General features: G+C 29.1%; 13 protein-coding genes and 1 pseudogene. 3 read left to right on the forward strand and 11 right to left on the reverse strand.

Annotation, left to right across the window (positions count from 1 at the left end):
• Positions 1–19: 19 nt before the first annotated feature.
• A complete protein-coding gene (locus BB_RS00655; protein WP_002656953.1) occupies positions 20–964 on the reverse strand; it encodes a tetratricopeptide repeat protein in 945 nt (314 codons plus the stop codon).
• A 183-nt stretch (positions 965–1,147) separates the two neighbouring features.
• Here BB_RS00655 and BB_RS00660 point away from each other — a divergent pair, with 183 nt between their 5' ends.
• Entirely contained in the window at positions 1,148–2,275 is a 1,128-nt protein-coding gene (locus BB_RS00660; RefSeq protein ID WP_002658204.1) for a tetratricopeptide repeat protein, read from the forward strand.
• 46 nt (positions 2,276–2,321) lie between these two features.
• Here BB_RS00660 and hisS read toward each other — a convergent pair whose 3' ends face one another.
• Positions 2,322–3,692, reverse strand: coding sequence for a histidine--tRNA ligase (gene hisS / locus BB_RS00665; RefSeq protein WP_002656264.1), 1,371 nt, complete (start codon positions 3,690–3,692; stop codon positions 2,322–2,324).
• 132 nt (positions 3,693–3,824) lie between these two features.
• Here hisS and BB_RS00670 point away from each other — a divergent pair, with 132 nt between their 5' ends.
• A complete protein-coding gene (locus BB_RS00670) occupies positions 3,825–5,714 on the forward strand; it encodes a penicillin-binding protein (protein WP_010889692.1) in 1,890 nt (629 codons plus the stop codon).
• 9 nt (positions 5,715–5,723) lie between these two features.
• On the opposite strand, the gene BB_RS00675 is transcribed toward BB_RS00670, so the two are convergent.
• The 5 genes and pseudogenes from BB_RS00675 to BB_RS00700 form a co-directional block, all read right to left on the reverse strand.
• Complete coding sequence (locus BB_RS00675) at positions 5,724–7,616, reverse strand: long-chain fatty acid--CoA ligase (protein WP_002658199.1); 1,893 nt, start codon at positions 7,614–7,616, stop codon at positions 5,724–5,726.
• Between the two features lie 667 nt (positions 7,617–8,283).
• The gene (locus BB_RS00685; protein WP_002656352.1) at positions 8,284–8,595 is read right to left on the reverse strand and encodes a PG0541 family transporter-associated protein; all 312 of its coding nucleotides are present in this window, start codon (positions 8,593–8,595) and stop codon (positions 8,284–8,286) included.
• Position 8,596: 1 nt separating this feature from the next.
• Positions 8,597–11,810, reverse strand: a pseudogene (locus tag BB_RS00690) (efflux RND transporter permease subunit).
• An 18-nt stretch (positions 11,811–11,828) separates the two neighbouring features.
• Entirely contained in the window at positions 11,829–12,782 is a 954-nt protein-coding gene (locus BB_RS00695; protein WP_002658190.1) for an efflux RND transporter periplasmic adaptor subunit, read from the reverse strand.
• 11 nt (positions 12,783–12,793) lie between these two features.
• Complete coding sequence (locus BB_RS00700) at positions 12,794–14,080, reverse strand: TolC family protein (protein WP_002665464.1); 1,287 nt, start codon at positions 14,078–14,080, stop codon at positions 12,794–12,796.
• A 76-nt stretch (positions 14,081–14,156) separates the two neighbouring features.
• On the opposite strand from BB_RS00700, the gene yidD reads away from it, so the two are divergent.
• Entirely contained in the window at positions 14,157–14,447 is a 291-nt protein-coding gene (gene yidD / locus BB_RS00705; RefSeq protein ID WP_002663648.1) for a membrane protein insertion efficiency factor YidD, read from the forward strand.
• Here the strand turns inward: yidD and BB_RS00710 are convergent.
• The 4 genes from BB_RS00710 to flaB form a co-directional block, all read right to left on the reverse strand.
• Positions 14,436–15,308 carry a glycine betaine ABC transporter substrate-binding protein gene (locus BB_RS00710; RefSeq protein ID WP_002663645.1) on the reverse strand — a complete coding sequence of 291 codons (873 nt, stop codon included), beginning with the start codon at positions 15,306–15,308 and terminating at the stop codon, positions 14,436–14,438. The genes yidD and BB_RS00710 overlap by 12 nt on opposite strands.
• A 12-nt stretch (positions 15,309–15,320) precedes the next feature.
• The gene (locus BB_RS00715) at positions 15,321–16,220 is read right to left on the reverse strand and encodes an ABC transporter permease (RefSeq protein WP_002656468.1); all 900 of its coding nucleotides are present in this window, start codon (positions 16,218–16,220) and stop codon (positions 15,321–15,323) included.
• A gap of 6 nt (positions 16,221–16,226) precedes the next feature.
• Positions 16,227–17,345: a quaternary amine ABC transporter ATP-binding protein gene (locus BB_RS00720; RefSeq protein WP_002556747.1), complete on the reverse strand. Its 1,119-nt coding sequence runs from the start codon at positions 17,343–17,345 to the stop codon at positions 16,227–16,229.
• Positions 17,346–17,498: 153 nt separating this feature from the next.
• Positions 17,499–18,509, reverse strand: coding sequence for a flagellin FlaB (gene flaB / locus BB_RS00725; RefSeq protein WP_002661938.1), 1,011 nt, complete (start codon positions 18,507–18,509; stop codon positions 17,499–17,501).
• Positions 18,510–18,593: the final 84 nt, after the last annotated feature.

Consider the following 18,593-nt stretch of genomic DNA (forward strand, 5'->3'; position numbering starts at 1 on the left):
ATTTTTTAGCATCAAGCAACTAATTTACATACTGTTGATAAATACCTAGGTCTATTTCTTTTATGTATAACAAAATCTCATCAATACGTGCTCTATCTTCTTTTATCCTTACATAATGATCAATAAGCCAAAAATATTTATTAATAAGCCTTGGAAGCAATATGCTCTCATTTATTGATCTATAAGACTTTTCTTTAAGCTCATTGCGCAAACTGTAAACAGACTGCTTTAGCTGTCCAAGCTCTATAGGCCTTAACTCTCTTTTAATATTAAAAACACCATTAAGAGAGCCATAAACAGGAATCCATTCTTTTATAAGATCATCTGAAATATTTCTGTCAGACTTAATAAGATCTATTAATCTTAAAATCATATCAGACTCAAGAGAATATATATCTATCTTTTGAGGATTAATAAAAAAAGCCTCTCTGAATAATACTTTAGCTTCTTTAATTTCATCAACCAACGCATAAGAATCAGCAAGCTCTGCAACAACATCTGAGTTATCTTTAAAATCTCCTAATATTTGCAAAAAAACATTGATTGCTCTCTCGTAATTTCCCATACCCTTATAAGACTTAGCAATTTTTATTAAAAGGTCCAAATTTTCTGGATGCATTTTGTATATATTTTTATATATATAAAGACAGGTCTGAAACACAAAATATTTTATAGAATTGCGACCTTGCAAAAAATTACAACCCATCTTTTTCAAATATCGTCCTGCAAAATTATTCCACTCTCTTATTAAAAATTCTGCCTTTTCATAATCTTGCCCTATTCTATCAAGGCTTTCAACTTGACCATTCCAATACACAGAACTTTTCAAAGCTGTTAGAATTTCAATATTATCAAAATCAAGAGAATGAGCCTCTTCGGATTTTACTAAAGCTTCTTTGAAATTGCCTTTTCTAAAATCTAAATAAATCTCTTTAATCAATTCAACGATTCTTTCTGATGACACATTCCCACCATTTTAAACAATATATACAAACCCCCGTTACACTTTATATAATTATATCATTTATCAATTTTTAGTCAAACAAGAAATTAGGGCAAAATAACAATATTTCATTTATTATTCTTTTAAAATAAAATCTTATATTATAATATTAAAAAGAAAATTGTGGAGTCAAATTCTAGCTATATGGAACCTAATAAAATTATCAACAAGTCTATTTATTACTATAATTCAAAAAAATATTCACAAGCAATAAAACTCCTAGAAAAAGAAATTTTTTTCTACAAAAATTACTATTTGTATCACTATGTCTTAGGAATGTCTTATCTTCGTATCGGGAACCTTGGCAATGCTCAAACATATCTTAAAAAAGCCTACACTTTAAATCCAAGCGAATCAAATATAAAACAGGCTATTGCTATACTTTTAGTAAGCCAGGGCAAAGAAGAAAAAGCTATTCAGATATGGCTTAAAATGATAGAAGAAAATCAAGAAGTAGATCGATCAGAGCTGTCTCTTGAAATTATTCGAAAAAATCCCATTAAAGGTTCTGCCTTTTTTAAAAATAGCAACCTATATGAAAAATTGTTCCCAACAATTAAAGCAATACCCGATAAAAATTCAACAAAGTTAATCATAATAATTATCATAGGGGGGATTGTATTTATTTCAATGTTAGCAATCTATTTTATTTTCTATGAACAAAAAACAACAACATCCGCAAATCTAAAAGCAGAAATAAACAAAAATTTAAACAATATTGCTGCCTACATTGATGACATTAAAATAAATAACAAAGAAAAAATAAAAAATGAAGAAGGCCAATTCATATTAATACTAACCAGCGAGGAAATTAAAAACTCTTTCGAAAAAATCAAAATTTATTTAAAAAAGGGAAAAGATAATTTTGCAAGAGTAGAAATAAATAAAATATTAAATTCAAATGCATCAGAATCTATAAAGCTAAAAGCCAAAAATCTTGCAAGTTTTATCTCAAGGCCAGATTTCATTAGCTTTAATGAACATCTAAACCTAAAAGATATTAAAAAAGATCCATCAATATATTCAAACGTGTATGTAAAATGGGAAGGAGTAGTAAATAATATCGAAAAAAAAGATAACATAATTCAATTTGACTTTTATGTAGGATACAACAAAAATGTACTCTCAGGAATTATCCCCACAAAAACAACCTTTGATATTGATATTGATTTTAAAGACAATGTTGAAATACTTGGACAAATAGAATACAAAAAGAACAAACTTACCTTAAATGCAATAACAATTAGAAAAATAGATAAAAATGAAAATTAATCCTAATATCTTTGCCAAAATTTCAAAAAATAATTAACATTTAAGATTAAAAAGGGGTGCACAACAACTTTTCATTACATTTGATAAGATTTATTGATTCTTCAAAAGAAAGCAGCAACTCTTCTTTTTTTGTCAAATCTCTTACTTTCATTTTATTTTCTTTGTATTCTTCTTGACCAACAAAAACTAAAAATCTTATTTCTTTGCTTAAAGCATATTCTATTTGTTCTTTAATATTTTTACCATTTTTATTTTTAAAATAGACTTCACAAGAAATATTTTTAACCTTGGAATAATCATGATTTCTAAATCTAGTAGCAAGTTCATAATAATAATTTTGCAAAGCACTATCTAAATTTACAATTAAAACTTTAGATCTAGCCTTAGTGACAAATATTTTAATATAACTAAACTTTTCAAGATCAATTATATCCTTTATTCTGTCAACACCAAAAGATCCTCCAACCCCTGAAATTTTTTGAATAGAGTTTGAGAACGAAGAAACCAAATTATCATATCTTCCCCCACTGCAAACACTACCCATATTACTGCCAAACACCTCAGATTCAAAAACAATCCCCGTATAATAATCAAGTCCACGCGATATTTTAAGATTCAAGTTAAAAGAATCTTGAATTTTTAATAAACTAAGATGCTGAAAAACATCTTCTACTCTCTTGATAGACTCATTATCGCCTAAAATACTTTTTAAAGCTTGTATTTTGTCTTTAAAAGTACCTTGCAAACTCACTAAACTTAAGATTGAATCTACCGCTTCTTTTTCAATCTCAAGAAGCAAAGCTTCTTTAACCTTATCAATTCCTATTTTATCTATTTTGTCAATATTTCTTAAAATAAAAATAGATTTTTCTTTAAGTCCTAATTTTTCAAAAAAAGAATTCAATATACCAATATGAGAATAATGGATAATAAATTTTTTATTAATGCCTTCTATAAAATTCAAAAAAATCTCTTCAAGTCCATAATATACAACAGAAAGAATCTCGGCATCGCCCCTAAAAGTGTCCTCTCCAACTATATCAAAATCAAACTGCATAAATTCTCTGTATCTACCCTTTTGAGAATTTTCTCCTCTGAAAACTTTTCCAAATTGAGAACGTCTAAAAGGAAGCTTTAAAGCAGAAATATTTGTAGCAACAAATCTGGCAAAAGGAACAGTTAAATCAAATCGCATGGAAACATCTCTGCCTCCATTATCCTTAAACCTATAAATTTGCTTTTCAGTCTCATCCCCACTCTTTTTTAAAAGCAAATCTGAATATTCAAGAACTGGAGTATCTATTAGGTCAAAATTATAAGAATTAAGAACACTAAATATTTGCCTAACAATATGAATTCGAATCAAAGAATCCTTCGGTAAATAATCTTTAAAGCCTTTTAAAGTTTTAATATCCATCACATTATACCCTCTGCTATATAGTAATTTACTTTTTCAGAATATAATAACATATAATAATATAGATGCAAAAAAAAATGAATAATTTTTTATTTCATATAGTCATAAAATAATTTAAGAGGTCCAAAATTCATGACCAAAAGAATGCTTAATAACACTTATCGAATAAAAACAATATTAACAATATTCTTGGCTATAACTTTGTTAACTATTTACAAATATTTCACACTAATGGCCTTCAATAACAGCCCAGACAACACAATATCTTTAAAGTCAAATGATATTGCCAAAAGAGGAACAATTTATGATAGAAATGGCAAACCAATAGCATTCTCTTCAAAATCCTACTCAATTGGTACAAATCCTCAAAAAATAGAAAATATTGTAAGCACATCTGAAACTCTTGGTGCAATACTTCAAATTAATTCAAGAATTTTAAAGGAAAAGCTTTCCTCTAACAAAGGGTTTTTATATATAAAAAGAAAAATAAAAAGAGAAGAATCAGATTTAATAAAAAGAATTCAAGCTGAAGGCAGGCTTTCAAACATCACTTTATATCCTGATTACACAAGAATTTATCCCTTCAGGAATACCACAAGCAATATTACTGGTTTTGTAGGAACAGATAATCTTGGCCTTGAGGGCATTGAATTTTCCCTAAATAGCATATTAGGAAAAGATAAAACCAAGCAACAATTTTTAAATGAGGAGCCAGAAACAAACAACATCCACTTAACAATAGACATGGATATACAACAAGGTGTTAGCAAAATAGCTAAAAAATACTTTAAAGAAAATAATCCTGAAAGTTTAATTACCTTGGTAATGAACTCCCAAAATGGAGAAATATTATCCATGGTTCAATTTCCTCAATATGATGCAAACTTTTATTCTAAATATCCTGAAGAAATCCGAAAAAACCTTTCTTCATCTCTAACCTATGAGCCCGGAAGCATTAATAAAATTTTTACAGTTGCAATAATATTAGAAAGTGGAAAATTAAATTTAGAAGAAAAATTTTTAGACAATGGAATATATCAAAAACAATTTCCATCAGGAGAAAAAATTACAATCAAAACATTAAATCCCCCCTATAAACATATCGACTCTACAGAGATTTTAATTTATTCATCAAATGTTGGAATAGCTTACATTACTGAAAAAGTTAGCAATGAATACTTTTATAAAAAACTTTTAGATTTTGGCTTTGGGGAAAAAGTTGGAGTTCCATTTCCCGGAGAAACAAAAGGACTGCTAAATCATTATTCAAAATGGTCAGGACGAAGTAAAGCTACAATTGGATTTGGACAAGAAATAGGAGTGTCAGCGGTTCAAATATTACAAGCTGCAAGCATACTAAGCAATAATGGAATAATGCTAAAACCTAGAATAATAAAAAAAATAAGCAACGATAAAGGAGAAAATATTAAAGAATTTGATAAAGAAGAAATAAGAAAAGTAATATCCAAAAATTCAGCACAAAAAGTTTTAAAAATGATGAGAGAAGTTGTAAATAAAGGTGGAATTCCAAATCTTAAAATTAAAAATCTTGACATTTCTGCAAAAAGTGGAACATCTCAAGCTATTGATAGAAAAACGGGAAAATACTCAGAAGAAGACTATACATCTTCTATATTGGCAATATACCCCACAGAACAACCAAAATATATTATTTACATTGTATACAGATACCCAAAAAAAATAATATACGGAACAAGAATAGCAGCCCCAATGGCAAAAGAAATAATAGAATTTATTGAGCACCAACAAAATACAATAGCATATAAAAAAATTAAAATGCCATCAAAAATCAAGATCCCTAAAGCTGAAACTAATTACAAAAACAAAACATACTTACCAAATTTTATCAACCTTTCTAAAAGAGAAGCAATAGACATACTAAAATACTATAAAAATACTATGAAAATAAAAATAAATGGCGATGGATTTGTTTACAAGCAAAGTATATCCCCCAATACAAAATTAGAAGATATAACAGAGCTTGAACTGTATTTAAAATAATTGGGTTAATTAAATAAATAAATTTTTAATTTCATTTTTATAAAAATTTAAAATATAGCTTCGCTTAATGTCCATTTTAATAGACATTTCTTTACCAACTTCAAATGGTTTTTCTAAAAGAGTAAACTTTAATATCTGCTCAAAAGGCTTAAATCCATTGGCTTTATTGATTAATTTTTTTATTTCATCATTTATGGCCTTAAGAACAATATTATTCGCAATAATTTGACGCCTATTATTAGCATCAAAAATTTTTTGTCCAACACTTTCTAGATATTTATTTATTTCTTCAAAATTTGGAAGAATAAGAGCGCCTAAGAATTTTTGATCTTGCCCTACAACAACTGCTTTTTCTATTAATGCTGATTCTTCAAGCTTAATCTCAATTGGAGCAGGCTCAACATTCTCTCCATTATTCAAAACAATTGTATCTTTTTCTCGACCAATAATTTGAACAACATTATCCTTGGATAATTTTGCAATATCACCCGTGTTTAAAAACCCATCAGAACCAATAATCTTACAAGTTGCTTCTTTGTCCTTGTAATATCCAAGCATTACTTGAGGCCCTTTTACAAACAAAATTCCCTTTCCAGGCTTTTTAAGCTTATTCCCATCAATATCTCTAATTTCAGCAACAGTTCCGGGCAAAATTTTACCACAAGTCCCAATAATCACTTTTTTATGCTTATTAGAAGCCACTCCAGGCGAGGTTTCAGTCAATCCATAAGCATTGGCAAGCTCAATACCAATTGAATTAAAAAATCTAACAGCAGACAATGGCATACTCCCGCCACCAGTAATCCCAACAACAAAATTATTGCCCAAGATCTTATTTATTTTATTAAAAATTAAAACATTCCCCAAAGCCTTAAAAGGAAATGCACAGATTAATCCAAATATTCCTAAAATTTTCTTTATAGGGAAAAATAAACTAAACCCGTTGTCCGGATAAAGCCCCATTACCACCCTATAGCAAATATCGCTAAGAAATGCCGCTTTTACAAAAAAATGAAAAATCATTCTAGAAATAAACGGTTTCTTAGAAACTTCTTTGTAAATATTTTGTCTTATTGCAATCCAAAGCCTAGGAACAGCTGCAATATAATGAGGATTAACATTTTTAATATCATCAAGCATTGCCCTTGGAACAATGGTGGAAAATAAACAAACCATACCCTTGAGGAAAATATTGTAAGAAAAAGACCTTTGAAAGGAATGCCAAATTGGCAAAATGCACATAAATATTTGTCCCACATGCGTATCAACCATTAAACTAAAACTAGAAACCTGATAAAGAAGATTGGCATGGCTGAGCATTACCCCCTTTGGGTGGCCTGTTGTTCCAGAAGTATATATTATTGTTGCCATATCATTAGAATCAACTTTACTTGCAATCTCAATAATTTCTGAATCTTTTCTTAAGGTATCTCCAAATAAAATACAATCGCTATAAGTATAAATTTCAAAATCACTATATTTTAATCTATCCTCTTGGTTTAAATTTTCAATAATAATAAATATTGGCTTTACTGTAAATTTAATTTGAATAAACATATTAAGAAGATTTAAATTTTCTAAAATAACTACACTTGGAAGAACGGAGTTAAAAATAATTTCCGCTTCAAAAAGAGTAACATCAGAACCCTTTGGAATATCAACGGCACCCAAAGATAAAATTGCAAAATCTATCACAGTCCACTCAGCCCTATTCTCAGAGCAAATAAATATTTTATCTTGATGCTTAACATTGATTGACTTTAAAAAGGAAGCAAGCTTTAAAACATTGTTTTTTAAGTCGCCATAAGTAACGTGGGCATATCCATTGCAAACTTTATACATTTGAGCAATTTTATCTTTTTGTTGATCAGCCACTTCAAAAAATGCCTTTGCTATTGACATATAATCCCCCTTTTAACAAAGTTAACATGGTTTATTATATCATTATTAACCATAAATTCATAAAGATTATTTATAAAGCTCTCCTGCTGTAAAAACATACAGAAATCGATCAATTAATAAAAACCTAAAAAATCAAAACAAAGTTTAAAAAAATATTTTAATAAAAAAATAATTGAAAATCTAGAAGTAAATTTCAATTTCAATATTTTAGCAAGTAATATTTTTTTCAAAATAACTAAAACATTAAATATTATCCAATTATTTTCACAAATATAATAACAATGTTTAGGATCTATTTTATCACCTTTAAAACAATCAGTCACTCTTTCTAAAAAATCTTCTTATTTTTTTCTTCAGAAATACAGGAAATATAATTTTCATAGGCTTTAAAATAATATTTATCTGATCATATTTATCTGATTTTACTTGAATACGATGAATAAGCCTATAAAATATATTGACTCTGACTTTAAAAAAAGAATGAAAAGAAAAAATTTTTGTAGCTATTGAAATAAAATAGTAAAATTTATTTTGTAATAAATATTTATCATTTAAAACAAAAAGCCCACAAACAAACTTTGATCGCGTGTCTATAATATTCTAATAACTTTAAAAAAAATTATTAACCACTCCCTTGTTAACCAAAACAGCAAATAAAATTTTACCCTTAAGAATTTCTCAAAACAAAAAGATTAATCCCTTCTGTAGGGTAAGAACGATTCAAATCATCCACAATATCCTTTAATCGCTCAACAATAGACTGATTGGAGGTATAAATAATCAAAATAAAATTTTCTTCAGGCCAAACGCCATTACCATGCTTTTCTCCCTTCTTACCTTTTCCATAAACATTTCCTATCTTAGAATAATATATAGACTCTCCTAACTCTTGCTCTATTTTTTCTATACATTCAAAAACATCAAGCTCTAAAGATAAGTTAGAAACTATTTCAATCCTATAATTATAAAATTTAGTCATATCATTCCCCATCTTCTTCAAATAAATCATCATAACTACTTTTAGTTGAATTATTAATTTTGAATGATTTTTCAACATCTAAATTGGACGTCACTCTTTTTAGCCTAGATTTGAAACTTGAAACATGTTGGAAAAATTTCAAAAAGCATGGGAATAAAAAACAAAGTAAGAAATGTGCTAGCTGTCATTCCGCCAATAAAAGTAAATGCAATTGGTTTTAGAAGTTCATTTCCACTTCCGCTAGAAAATGCCATTGGAATAAGCCCTATTATTGAGGTCAAAGAAGACATTAAAATTGGCCTAAGCCTTGAACGACAAGATTCAATAATTGCTTCTCTTAGGCCAAATCCCCTCTTGATCAATAAACCAGTATAGTCTACAAGAACAATTCCTGTATTTACCACAACACCAACAAGCATAAGCATACCAATTGCAGCAAAAATAGAAAGCTTTTCTCCTGCAAGAAAATGTATAAGCACAACCCCTATTGCCGTTAAAGGAATTGTAAAAATAATAATAAAGGGTTTTAAAAAAGATTCAAATTGAGAAGCCATAATACCAAACACAACAATAATAGCCATCATAATGATTATTTTAAACTGATTCATGATATTTGAAAATTCATTATATTCTCCTTCAACCTTAAGAGTTATGCCTTCTTTATGGGGCACCTTATTATTAATAAAATCTACAACTTTTGCGGTTACTTGGGTTAAATTATCATCTGGAGAAATACCCGCATTAAGATAAATGGTTAAAGCTTGATTTTCTCTGTAAATAGATTCGGCTTTATTGGTTTTTTCAAAGGTGGCTATTGATGAAAAAGGAATTTTAACTCCAGATGAATTTGTAATAAATATTTTTTCTAAATCTTTTAAATTTTTAACATCCATTCTATCAAGCTTAAGAACAATATCATAATTAAGTCCCTTCTCCACATATTGCCCAGCAACAACACCATTAATATTGGCCTTCAACTCATTTAAAATGGTATTCATGTCAATACCATAATTATAAACTAGCGCTCTGTCTATCTCAACGCCAATTTGAAGCTGAAAATCACTTATGCTAAGCCTTGGATTTACAAGTTCGGGAATTTCCTTTTTTAACATGGAAACTAAAATTTTTCCATAATCTTTTATATATTCAAAATCATTGGCCGAAATTTTAATTTTAATAGAATCTCCACCACCTAAAGCATTGCCACTAATGGAAGGCTCAATATTAAATTCAGGATAAAGATTACCAATACGATTCATAATTTTATATTTAATAGAATCGTAATCTACGCTTTGGGTTAAATTATCTCTTGATTCTTCTTTGAGAGGAAACAATACGTTGAAAGTTATTCTATCAGCACGCAAAGTAGCAATAATACTTTTATATCCTTTAGCCTCACTTTTTACAATTTCTAAAAATCTATTAGAATAAAATTTTGCATATTCCAAATTAGTTTTGTGGGGAAAATTTAAATTAATAGTAATTGAGTTCTCTTTCCCTCTAGTAAAAGTTGTCACATCTAACAATAATCCTAAAAGCAAGCTGCCAATAAAACTAAAAAAAACAATCAACCCAAAAATCAATTTGTGATTTAAAACTATATTTAATAAATTGATATACAAAAACTCTAAAAAATAATAAATACTAGCAAAAAAGGCATCGATTTTCCTAATAAAAGCATTCTTAATATTCTTTTGGAAACTTGTGTATAAACCGACATAGTGGCTTGATAAAACAGGAACCAAAAAAATTGCAACTAAAAGAGAAACACCCAAGGAAATAACAATCGTAAATGTAAAGTCTTTGAAAAAATCTCCATATACCCCAAGTTCTGATTTGAAAATAAGAAATGGACCAAAAACACAAATAGAAGTAAAAGTTGAAGATGTAATAGGCAACATCATCTCCTGAGCTCCGAGAATAGAAGACGAAATAAGCTTTGCTCCTTTTTGCCTATATTTGTATATATTGTCTATTACAACAATTGAACAGTCAACAACCATTCCAATCCCAAGTGCAAGACCCGCAAGACTCATAATATTAAGAGAAATATTTACAAAATACATTAAACAAAAGGTCAAAACAATTGCTATTGGAATAGAAATTCCAATAATTATTGTGGCCCTAAAGCTTCTTAAAAAGAAAAAAATAACAAATATTGCAAGCATGGCCCCAAAATAGGCTGAATTTACAACCGTTGAAATGGATGCTTTAATAAAATCAGTACTATCAGAAGCAATCTCCAATTTCATATCTTTAGGCATAGATAATTTCAATTTTTCTATTTCATTCATAACAACATTAGAAACTGCAATAGAATTAGAATCACTACGTTTTTGAACCGACAAAGAAATTGAAGGCAACCCATTATATTCAACATATTCAGACAAATCTTCAAAATCGGTTTTAATATTAGCAATATCTTTGAGTTTTATCTCAATAGGAGATAAATTTATGCCAGAAGAAATGTCGGGTATCTTATAAGCTATGACCACATTACCTATCTCTTCAATTGATTTAAATTTTCCAGAAACTTCAACCAAATATTCCAARTTGTTCTCCAATATATTGCCAGCTGAAAGTTCCAAATTTTGGGATGCTATAATTGAAGATATTCTTGACAAAGAAAGCCCATAAGACTCCAGCCTGTTTTGAGAAACTTCAATTAAAACACGCTTTTTACTTCCACCATTAACAGTAACAATTGCAACTCCATCAAGCCTTTCAAGCCCAGGTTTAATGATTTCATCGGCATATCTTTTAAGCTCAGAAACTGGCCTTACAGAATTAATAACAATTTCCATTACAGGGATGTTTTTAAGATTGTATCTAAAAATTCTTGGGGTCTGTGATTTGCTGGGCAATGAAGATTTTACCAATTCAAGAGCATCTCGAATTTCATTTAAAACCAAATCTAAATCGGTTCCATGATAAAATTCAAGTGAAACGGTGCTGCTTTCTTTGGAAGATACACTATATATATTTTTTAAATTCTTTACCGAACTCAAGCCACTCTCAAGGACTCTAGAAACACTCTCTTCAACTTCTCTAGGAGAAGCGCCAGGATAAACAGTGTGAATACTTATTTGGGGAATGTCAATTCCCGGCAAAAGATCTACTTTTAATCTTGAAAAGGTATACAAACTTATCATCAATAACAATGAAAATAAAATCAACATTGTTATTGGTTTGCCAACTATTCTCTTTACCAACATAACACATCCCCCAACAAATTAAATATTGCTTTCGGCTGAAAGACCCTCTTTGGTATCTACCAAATTTATTAGAGATCCATTAGAAAGAGCAGACATGCCTTCTACTACAATTAAATCATTCTCTTCAACCTCGCCCGAAAGAGCTACAATGTTATCTATTTCAAAAAGCACTGTAATGGGTAACATTTGAACACTCTTACTCTCTAAATCAACCTTAAATACAAATTTTTTGCCCTCTCTCTCAACAACAGCCTCTCTTGAAATCTTAATTACATCTTTAAATCGCTTAGTAATAAGTTTGATTTTAGAAAACATACCAATAATCAGTTTATCTAAATTACTACCAATAGGCGTAAGATATACTTCGATAGTTCGACTTTTAGAATCTAAAATGGGAGATATTTCTGAAACTTTAGCTTTAAACTTTTCATTAGAATAAGCTCCAACCTCAATAATAGCATCATTTCCAACTTTAATATTTGAAATGTATTTCTCAGACACATAGGTTAAAATTTGCTTTGTATCTATCCTTCCCACTACTGCTATGTTGGACTGGGGATTAACTGTTTCACCAATTTTTTTTGTAATATTTAAAATATATCCTGAGATTGGCGCTCTTACAGGACTTTTCAAATATACAGAACCAGGTCTTGAAGGATCAAGAGTTGCAACTATTTGTCCCTTTTGAACATAAGCTCCAAGTTTTATTCTCAAAGAAGTTATTTTGCCCACAGCGTCTGGAAAAATATCTGCCTTAACTTTTGTATCTACATCTCCATTTAAAGACAAATAATCGCTCAAGATTCCCTTTTTAACTTTCATAGCAATTACTGGGAATCTATAGGAACTTTCTTTCTCCTTATCAATATTTTTGTCATCTAGCTTGTTATCACCAACACAAGCAACTAAAACTAAGAATAAAACTAAAAAATATTTTTTTAAATATAAATTAATATTAAAAATCAAATTCATCAAAATACCTCTTAGTCTAATGAATTTATTAAATTTTTATATTCAAGTATAGAATTGGCATAATTTAATTTATCTTCAATGAACTTTAAATCGCTCTGCTTATAAACAAGTTCAATATCATTTAATTTAGAAAGATCCATGACCCCGGAATTAAAAGCATTAAATGCCATTTGATAATTTTTATTCGCTAATTCTACATTAATTTTAGAAGCATCAAGAATCGCTTTATATCTTCTAATATCTTTTCTTTTTTGCACAATACTAGATTTTAAATTCCTGATTTTACCTTCAACATTGTTTTGTAGTATTTTTAGCTGATAGTTGTTATCTTGTATTTTTGTAAAACTCTTTGAAAATGGAAATATTTCAGTTAAACCATAATTTAAACTAAAGGATGCTAAAAATCCAGTTGAAAAGCCCTTGGAATTTTCATGAAATGATTTATAAGGAGAGTAAGAAAATGACAAAGAAAGGCTTGGCAAATAAGTATCTAACCAAAGCGAATCAATGAGCTGCTCGGTCATTTTTAAGCGCATATTCAAATCCTTAATCTCTAATGATTCATTAAAATTTAATGCCTCATTAAATAGAGAAAAATCTATTGTTTCGTCTGGCAATTCTCCAATAATTTCAAAATCTTGATCATGATCTAATCCTATTAATAATTTGAAAATTTCTTTTGATTTTTCAAAATTAATAATATGACCATCCAAATCTGGTTGAGATTTTTTATACTTAAGCTGAGCATCAAGGAAATCTATTTCTGATATTAGTCCATTGTTATAAGCAATTCTAGCTTGTTCAAATTTAAGTTTACTATTTTGTATTTGACTCTCAAAAACTTTCAAAGTGCTCTTTAAAGCTATCAATTGATTGTAAGACTTAAGAACATTTAGCTTGATATTACGAACAGCACTCTCCCTTTCTATTTTTGCGCTTTCATATTCCAACATAACAAGTTGCATTCTCTTTAAAACAGAAGGGGACAAAGAAAGATTAATCCCAACTCCAAACCCAAAACCCCAATAATCTCTTTCAAGCTCACTCAAAGCAGAAGGATTTCTACTAAGTGTAGAGCTAAGGTTAACATTTGGAACAAAAACATTCCATGCATTATTTTTATAAAGTTTTTTTATATTTTCTTTGTACAAAGCATTTTCTGAATCCAAGCTATTTTCTAAAGCCATATTTACAGCTTGCTTGGGGGATATTTGAATAATTTCAGCAAAAGAAAAAGAGACAGTAATAAAAATTAAAAAAATTTTTTTAATTTGAAGCCCCCTTATAATAAAAATCAAAACTTTAAAGTTATAAAACTTAATTAATATTTTCAATTCATTTGATTAATTATTATAATATAATACAATTCTAAGTATGAACATTTTTAAAATTTTATTTATCTTAAATTATGCTCTTATTTTTCTAATAAAAATTTACCAAAATACTTTATCTAAAATATTTGGACTACAATGCATATACAAACCTACCTGCTCAAAATATTCAATTGAATGTCTTAAAAAATACAATTTTTTAACGGCTTTAATATTAATGACACTAAGAATAATAAGATGTAACGCATTATTCAAAGGGGGAAACGATTTTACTCCTAAATACAAACCCATTTTAGAATCCTTAAAAGAATTTAAAAAAAGATTAATCAAATAAGGTCTTATATTTTTCTGGAACCCACGTCTTTACAATCTCTTTATTCTTTTCAACAAATTCAACCGCATTGCGGTATTCTTTGCCTGGCTCTTTATCATTTTTATCCATTAAGGGCAATATTAAATCATCGCTCCAATAAAAATGATCAAAAACATAATATGCATCAAAATCATCATTTTCAAGACCAAGTCTAACAAGAGTATGCACGCTCTCAATTCCCCCCATAATTAAATCAGGATCATCAAGAAACTTAATATCATACCTAGAAAAAGCCCAATGAGGCTTCCACAAAGGAACTAAAATCCATTCGTTTCTCTTTATTGAAGAATCTAAACTTGCAAGCATAACACTCTCACTTGAAGGAACTAGCTCATACTCTTTACTTAATCCATAATAATTAAGCGCTTGTTCTGTAACAATTTGAGTTCCCGCACCAGCATCTATGCCAATCATTTTGTTTTTAAACTTATCACCTTTACCCTTAAGCTCACTAATGCTGGAAATTGGAACATAGCTTGGCACCACAAAACCTTGAATGGTTCCTTCATAATTTGCACCAAGATCAACAAACTTTGTTTTCAGTTTTTCATAATAAAATTTATCGGCTGTAGGAACCCAAGAAGACACCGTACCGTCTATCTTTCCAGATGCTAAGTATTGATACATTATAGACGTAGTAACTGAAAATATTTCTGCATTGTAGCCCATTTTCTCAAAAACAACCTTTAATACATTTGTAGCTGCCGTTTCTCCACCCCAATTCACATATCCAATTTTTACCGATTTTAAATTCTTTGAACTCTTTTTTTCATCACAAGACAAAAACATAAAAATAATAAAAAATAAAAATAATTTATACATAAAATATCCTCCTTATTTATTATAGATTTCTAAGAATCTTTTAAATTTATTCTCTTTCTTTCCACCATAATGATCTGTGTTTAAATAGCTAAATTTAATAAAGATAGATTGCATAATCCTATCTAAAATAATAGCTATAATAACAACTGCTAATCCAGATATTAAACCCTCACCAAAATTTAATCTTTCTATAGAGTAAATCACAGTTCTGCCCAAACCAGACGATCCAACCATTGCAGCAATTACTATCATAGATATAGCCATCATTATTGACTGATTAATACCTTCAATTATACTTTGAAGAGAAAGGGGAAGTTGAACTTGAAAAAGAATGCGCAAATTACTACTACCAAAGGACTTAGCTGCCTCTATTACCTCATCTGAAACTTGAACAATTCCCAGCCTTGTATATCTAATAACAGGGGGCATAGCAAAAACTATTGTAGCAAAAATAGCAGAAGCTGTACCCATTCCAAAAAAAGGAATAGCGGGAATCAAGTAAATAAAAGGGGGCATGGCTTGCATTAAATCTAGAATAGGTTTCAAAAAAACATAAAATCTTGGGAAATATCCGCCCAAAATACCTATAGGAATTCCCAAAATAACAGAAACTAATACAGAAACAAATATAATAGCTATTGTATCCATTGAAGCTTCCCAAAGATTAAAATACAAAATAAAAAAGAATCCGGGTAAAATTAAAAATATTAACCTCTTTTTTAAAAAAACAAAACTTAGCAAACATACAGTCAAAATAAAAAGAAGTGGGTTAACAAAAAGAAATAAATTTTTTAAATTTTCATATAAAAAAATTATACTTTTAGAAAAACCTACTCCATCAGAAATTGAAAAATTATCAACCAAAAAATCAAAAAAATTATCTATTTTTAATATAAAAAAATCTTTAGTCATAAATTCCTATCTTGATAATAAATAAGAGATTTCATTTAAACTAATATATCCGACAACAGTTCCCTTTTCTTTTATTATTAAATAATCTTGCTTATTTAAATATTCAACAATTTTTTTTATCTCATCGTTTAGATCTAAATTTAAAGATACAAGATTATCATACCTTTTGTTAAGAGCTTTGTCATACAAACTAAAATTTTCACCTTGACATTTAATAATAACATTTAAGCCATTATCACCACCAGAGTTTAAATCAAAATCATCTTTTAAAATATCTTTTATTTTTAAAATATTTAAAACAGGTAAATTTTTAATAAAATCAGATATAAAATCTGTACTAGGATTAGCTAAAATTTCCAAAGGTTTGCCAACTTGAATAATTTTTCCATCTCTCATAAAAGCAATTCTATGTCCCAATTTAAAAGCTTCATTTAAATCATGGGTAATAAACACAACTGTTTTTTTAAGCTTGGCTACTAGCCTCAAAAGTTCTTCCTGCATTTCTCCTTTAATTAAAGGATCAAGTGCCGAAAAAGCTTCATCCATTAAAAGAATATCTGGATTAACCACCAATGCCCTTGCTATTCCAACTCTTTGTTTCATTCCTCCAGAAAGCTCATTAATATACTTATATTTTGAATCTTCAAGCCCCACAAGATTTAATACCTCAATAGCACGTTCTTCTCTAATCTTTCTGGGGATATGCTTAACCTCAAGTCCATATGTAACGTTTCTTAGTACATTCATATGGGGAAAAAGTCCAAAATTTTGAAAAACCATTGCAAATTTATCTTTTCTTAAATTAGAAAGATCTTTACGATTTATAGCATTCATTTCCATATTATTTACCAAAATAGATCCTGAATCTATTTTATAAATACCATTTAAACACCTGACTAAAGTAGACTTGCCACAGCCCGACATACCCATAATAACTAAAATTTCATTTTCATAAACATCAAGATTAATATTGGCATTTGCAATAAAAATAGAAGATTCTTTGTAGATTTGCATTCTATCTTTGCCATCTTCATAGTCTTTTATAGCTCGACTTATCTGCTTTTTGTTAACATAATACGAAAATACTTTATAACAATCTTTAATTTTAACAGCAACCCTACTCAAAGCAAACTCCTCAATAAGCCTGCATTATGCTTTATAACACATCATTATAAATTATACTAAAATTATTAAATTTTTGCCGATCTGAAATAAAAAAACAAAAGATCCTTTAAAGGATCTTTTGTTAATACAATTTATACCAATTAAACTAGAATTTTATCTAAGCAATGACAAAACATATTGGGGAACTTGATTAGCCTGCGCAATCATTGCCATTGCAGATTGTGTTAAAATACTATTAGTTGTTGCTGCTACAACCTCATCTGTCATTGTAGCATCTTTTATTTGAGCATAAGATGCTTTTAGATTTTCAATTGCATACTCAGTACTATTCTTTATAGATTCAAGTCTATTTTGGAAAGCACCTAAATTTGCCCTTTGATCACTTATCATTCTAATAGCATTTTCAATTTTAGCAAGTGATGTATTAGCATCAACTGTAGTTGTAACATTAACAGGAGAATTAACTCCGCCTTGAGAAGGTGCTGTAGCAGGTGCTGGCTGTTGAGCTCCTTCCTGTTGAACACCCTCTTGAACCGGTGCAGCCTGAGCAGTTTGAGCTCCCTCACCAGAGAAAAGATTTGCAACATTAGCTGCATAAATATTTACAGCAATAGCTTCATCTTGGTTTGCTCCAACATGAACTCTTAAAGTCCAAGACGCTTGAGACCCTGAAAGTGATGCTGGTGTGTTAATTTTTGCAGGCTGCATTCCAAGCTCTTCAGCTGTTCTTACATTTTGAGAAGCAGATTTGTTTGATAACATGTGCATTTGGTTATATTGAGCTTGATCAGCAATTCTATTAATTTCGTCTGTAAGTTGCTCTATTTCAATTTGTATAGAACCTCTGTCTGCATCTGAATATGTGCCGTTACCTGATTGAACTGCCAATTCCTTCATTCTTACTAAGACTTTTTCTACTTCATTTAAATTCCCTTCTGTTGTCTGAATAAAATTAATAGCCTTTGAAGTATTTCTAGAAGCTTGTGACAAACCTCTTATTTGAGCATTAATCTTACCAGAAACTCCCATGCCAGCAGCATCATCAGAAGCTCGATTAATTCTGTACCCACTAGAAAGCTTTTCTTGAGTTTTACTAAGATTAGCAGCGTTAATGCCATTATTTCTTGAAGCATTAATAGCTGATGTATTATGATTGATAATCATATATCATTCCTCCATGATAAAATTTAAATTTCTGACTTTGGCAAATCCTTTTGCCTGTTAAAAAGAATAGCACAAAAATTAAAA

This window comes from Borreliella burgdorferi B31, from assembly GCF_000008685.2.
Taxonomy (GTDB): domain Bacteria; phylum Spirochaetota; class Spirochaetia; order Borreliales; family Borreliaceae; genus Borreliella; species Borreliella burgdorferi.

Excerpts from the sequence above, each read along its gene's own strand:
- BB_RS00710 (WP_002663645.1), bottom strand. The coding sequence starts at position 15,308 with ATGTATAAATTATTTTTATTTTTTATTATTTTTATGTTTTTGTCTTGT.
- yidD (WP_002663648.1), top strand. The coding sequence starts at position 14,157 with ATGAACATTTTTAAAATTTTATTTATCTTAAATTATGCTCTTATTTTT.
- BB_RS00670 (WP_010889692.1), top strand. The coding sequence starts at position 3,825 with ATGACCAAAAGAATGCTTAATAACACTTATCGAATAAAAACAATATTA.
- BB_RS00715 (WP_002656468.1), bottom strand. The coding sequence starts at position 16,220 with ATGACTAAAGATTTTTTTATATTAAAAATAGATAATTTTTTTGATTTT.
- BB_RS00660 (WP_002658204.1), top strand. The coding sequence starts at position 1,148 with ATGGAACCTAATAAAATTATCAACAAGTCTATTTATTACTATAATTCA.
- hisS (WP_002656264.1), bottom strand. The coding sequence starts at position 3,692 with ATGGATATTAAAACTTTAAAAGGCTTTAAAGATTATTTACCGAAGGAT.
- BB_RS00685 (WP_002656352.1), bottom strand. The coding sequence starts at position 8,595 with ATGACTAAATTTTATAATTATAGGATTGAAATAGTTTCTAACTTATCT.
- BB_RS00695 (WP_002658190.1), bottom strand. The coding sequence starts at position 12,782 with ATGAATTTGATTTTTAATATTAATTTATATTTAAAAAAATATTTTTTA.
- BB_RS00675 (WP_002658199.1), bottom strand. The coding sequence starts at position 7,616 with ATGTCAATAGCAAAGGCATTTTTTGAAGTGGCTGATCAACAAAAAGAT.
- flaB (WP_002661938.1), bottom strand. The coding sequence starts at position 18,509 with ATGATTATCAATCATAATACATCAGCTATTAATGCTTCAAGAAATAAT.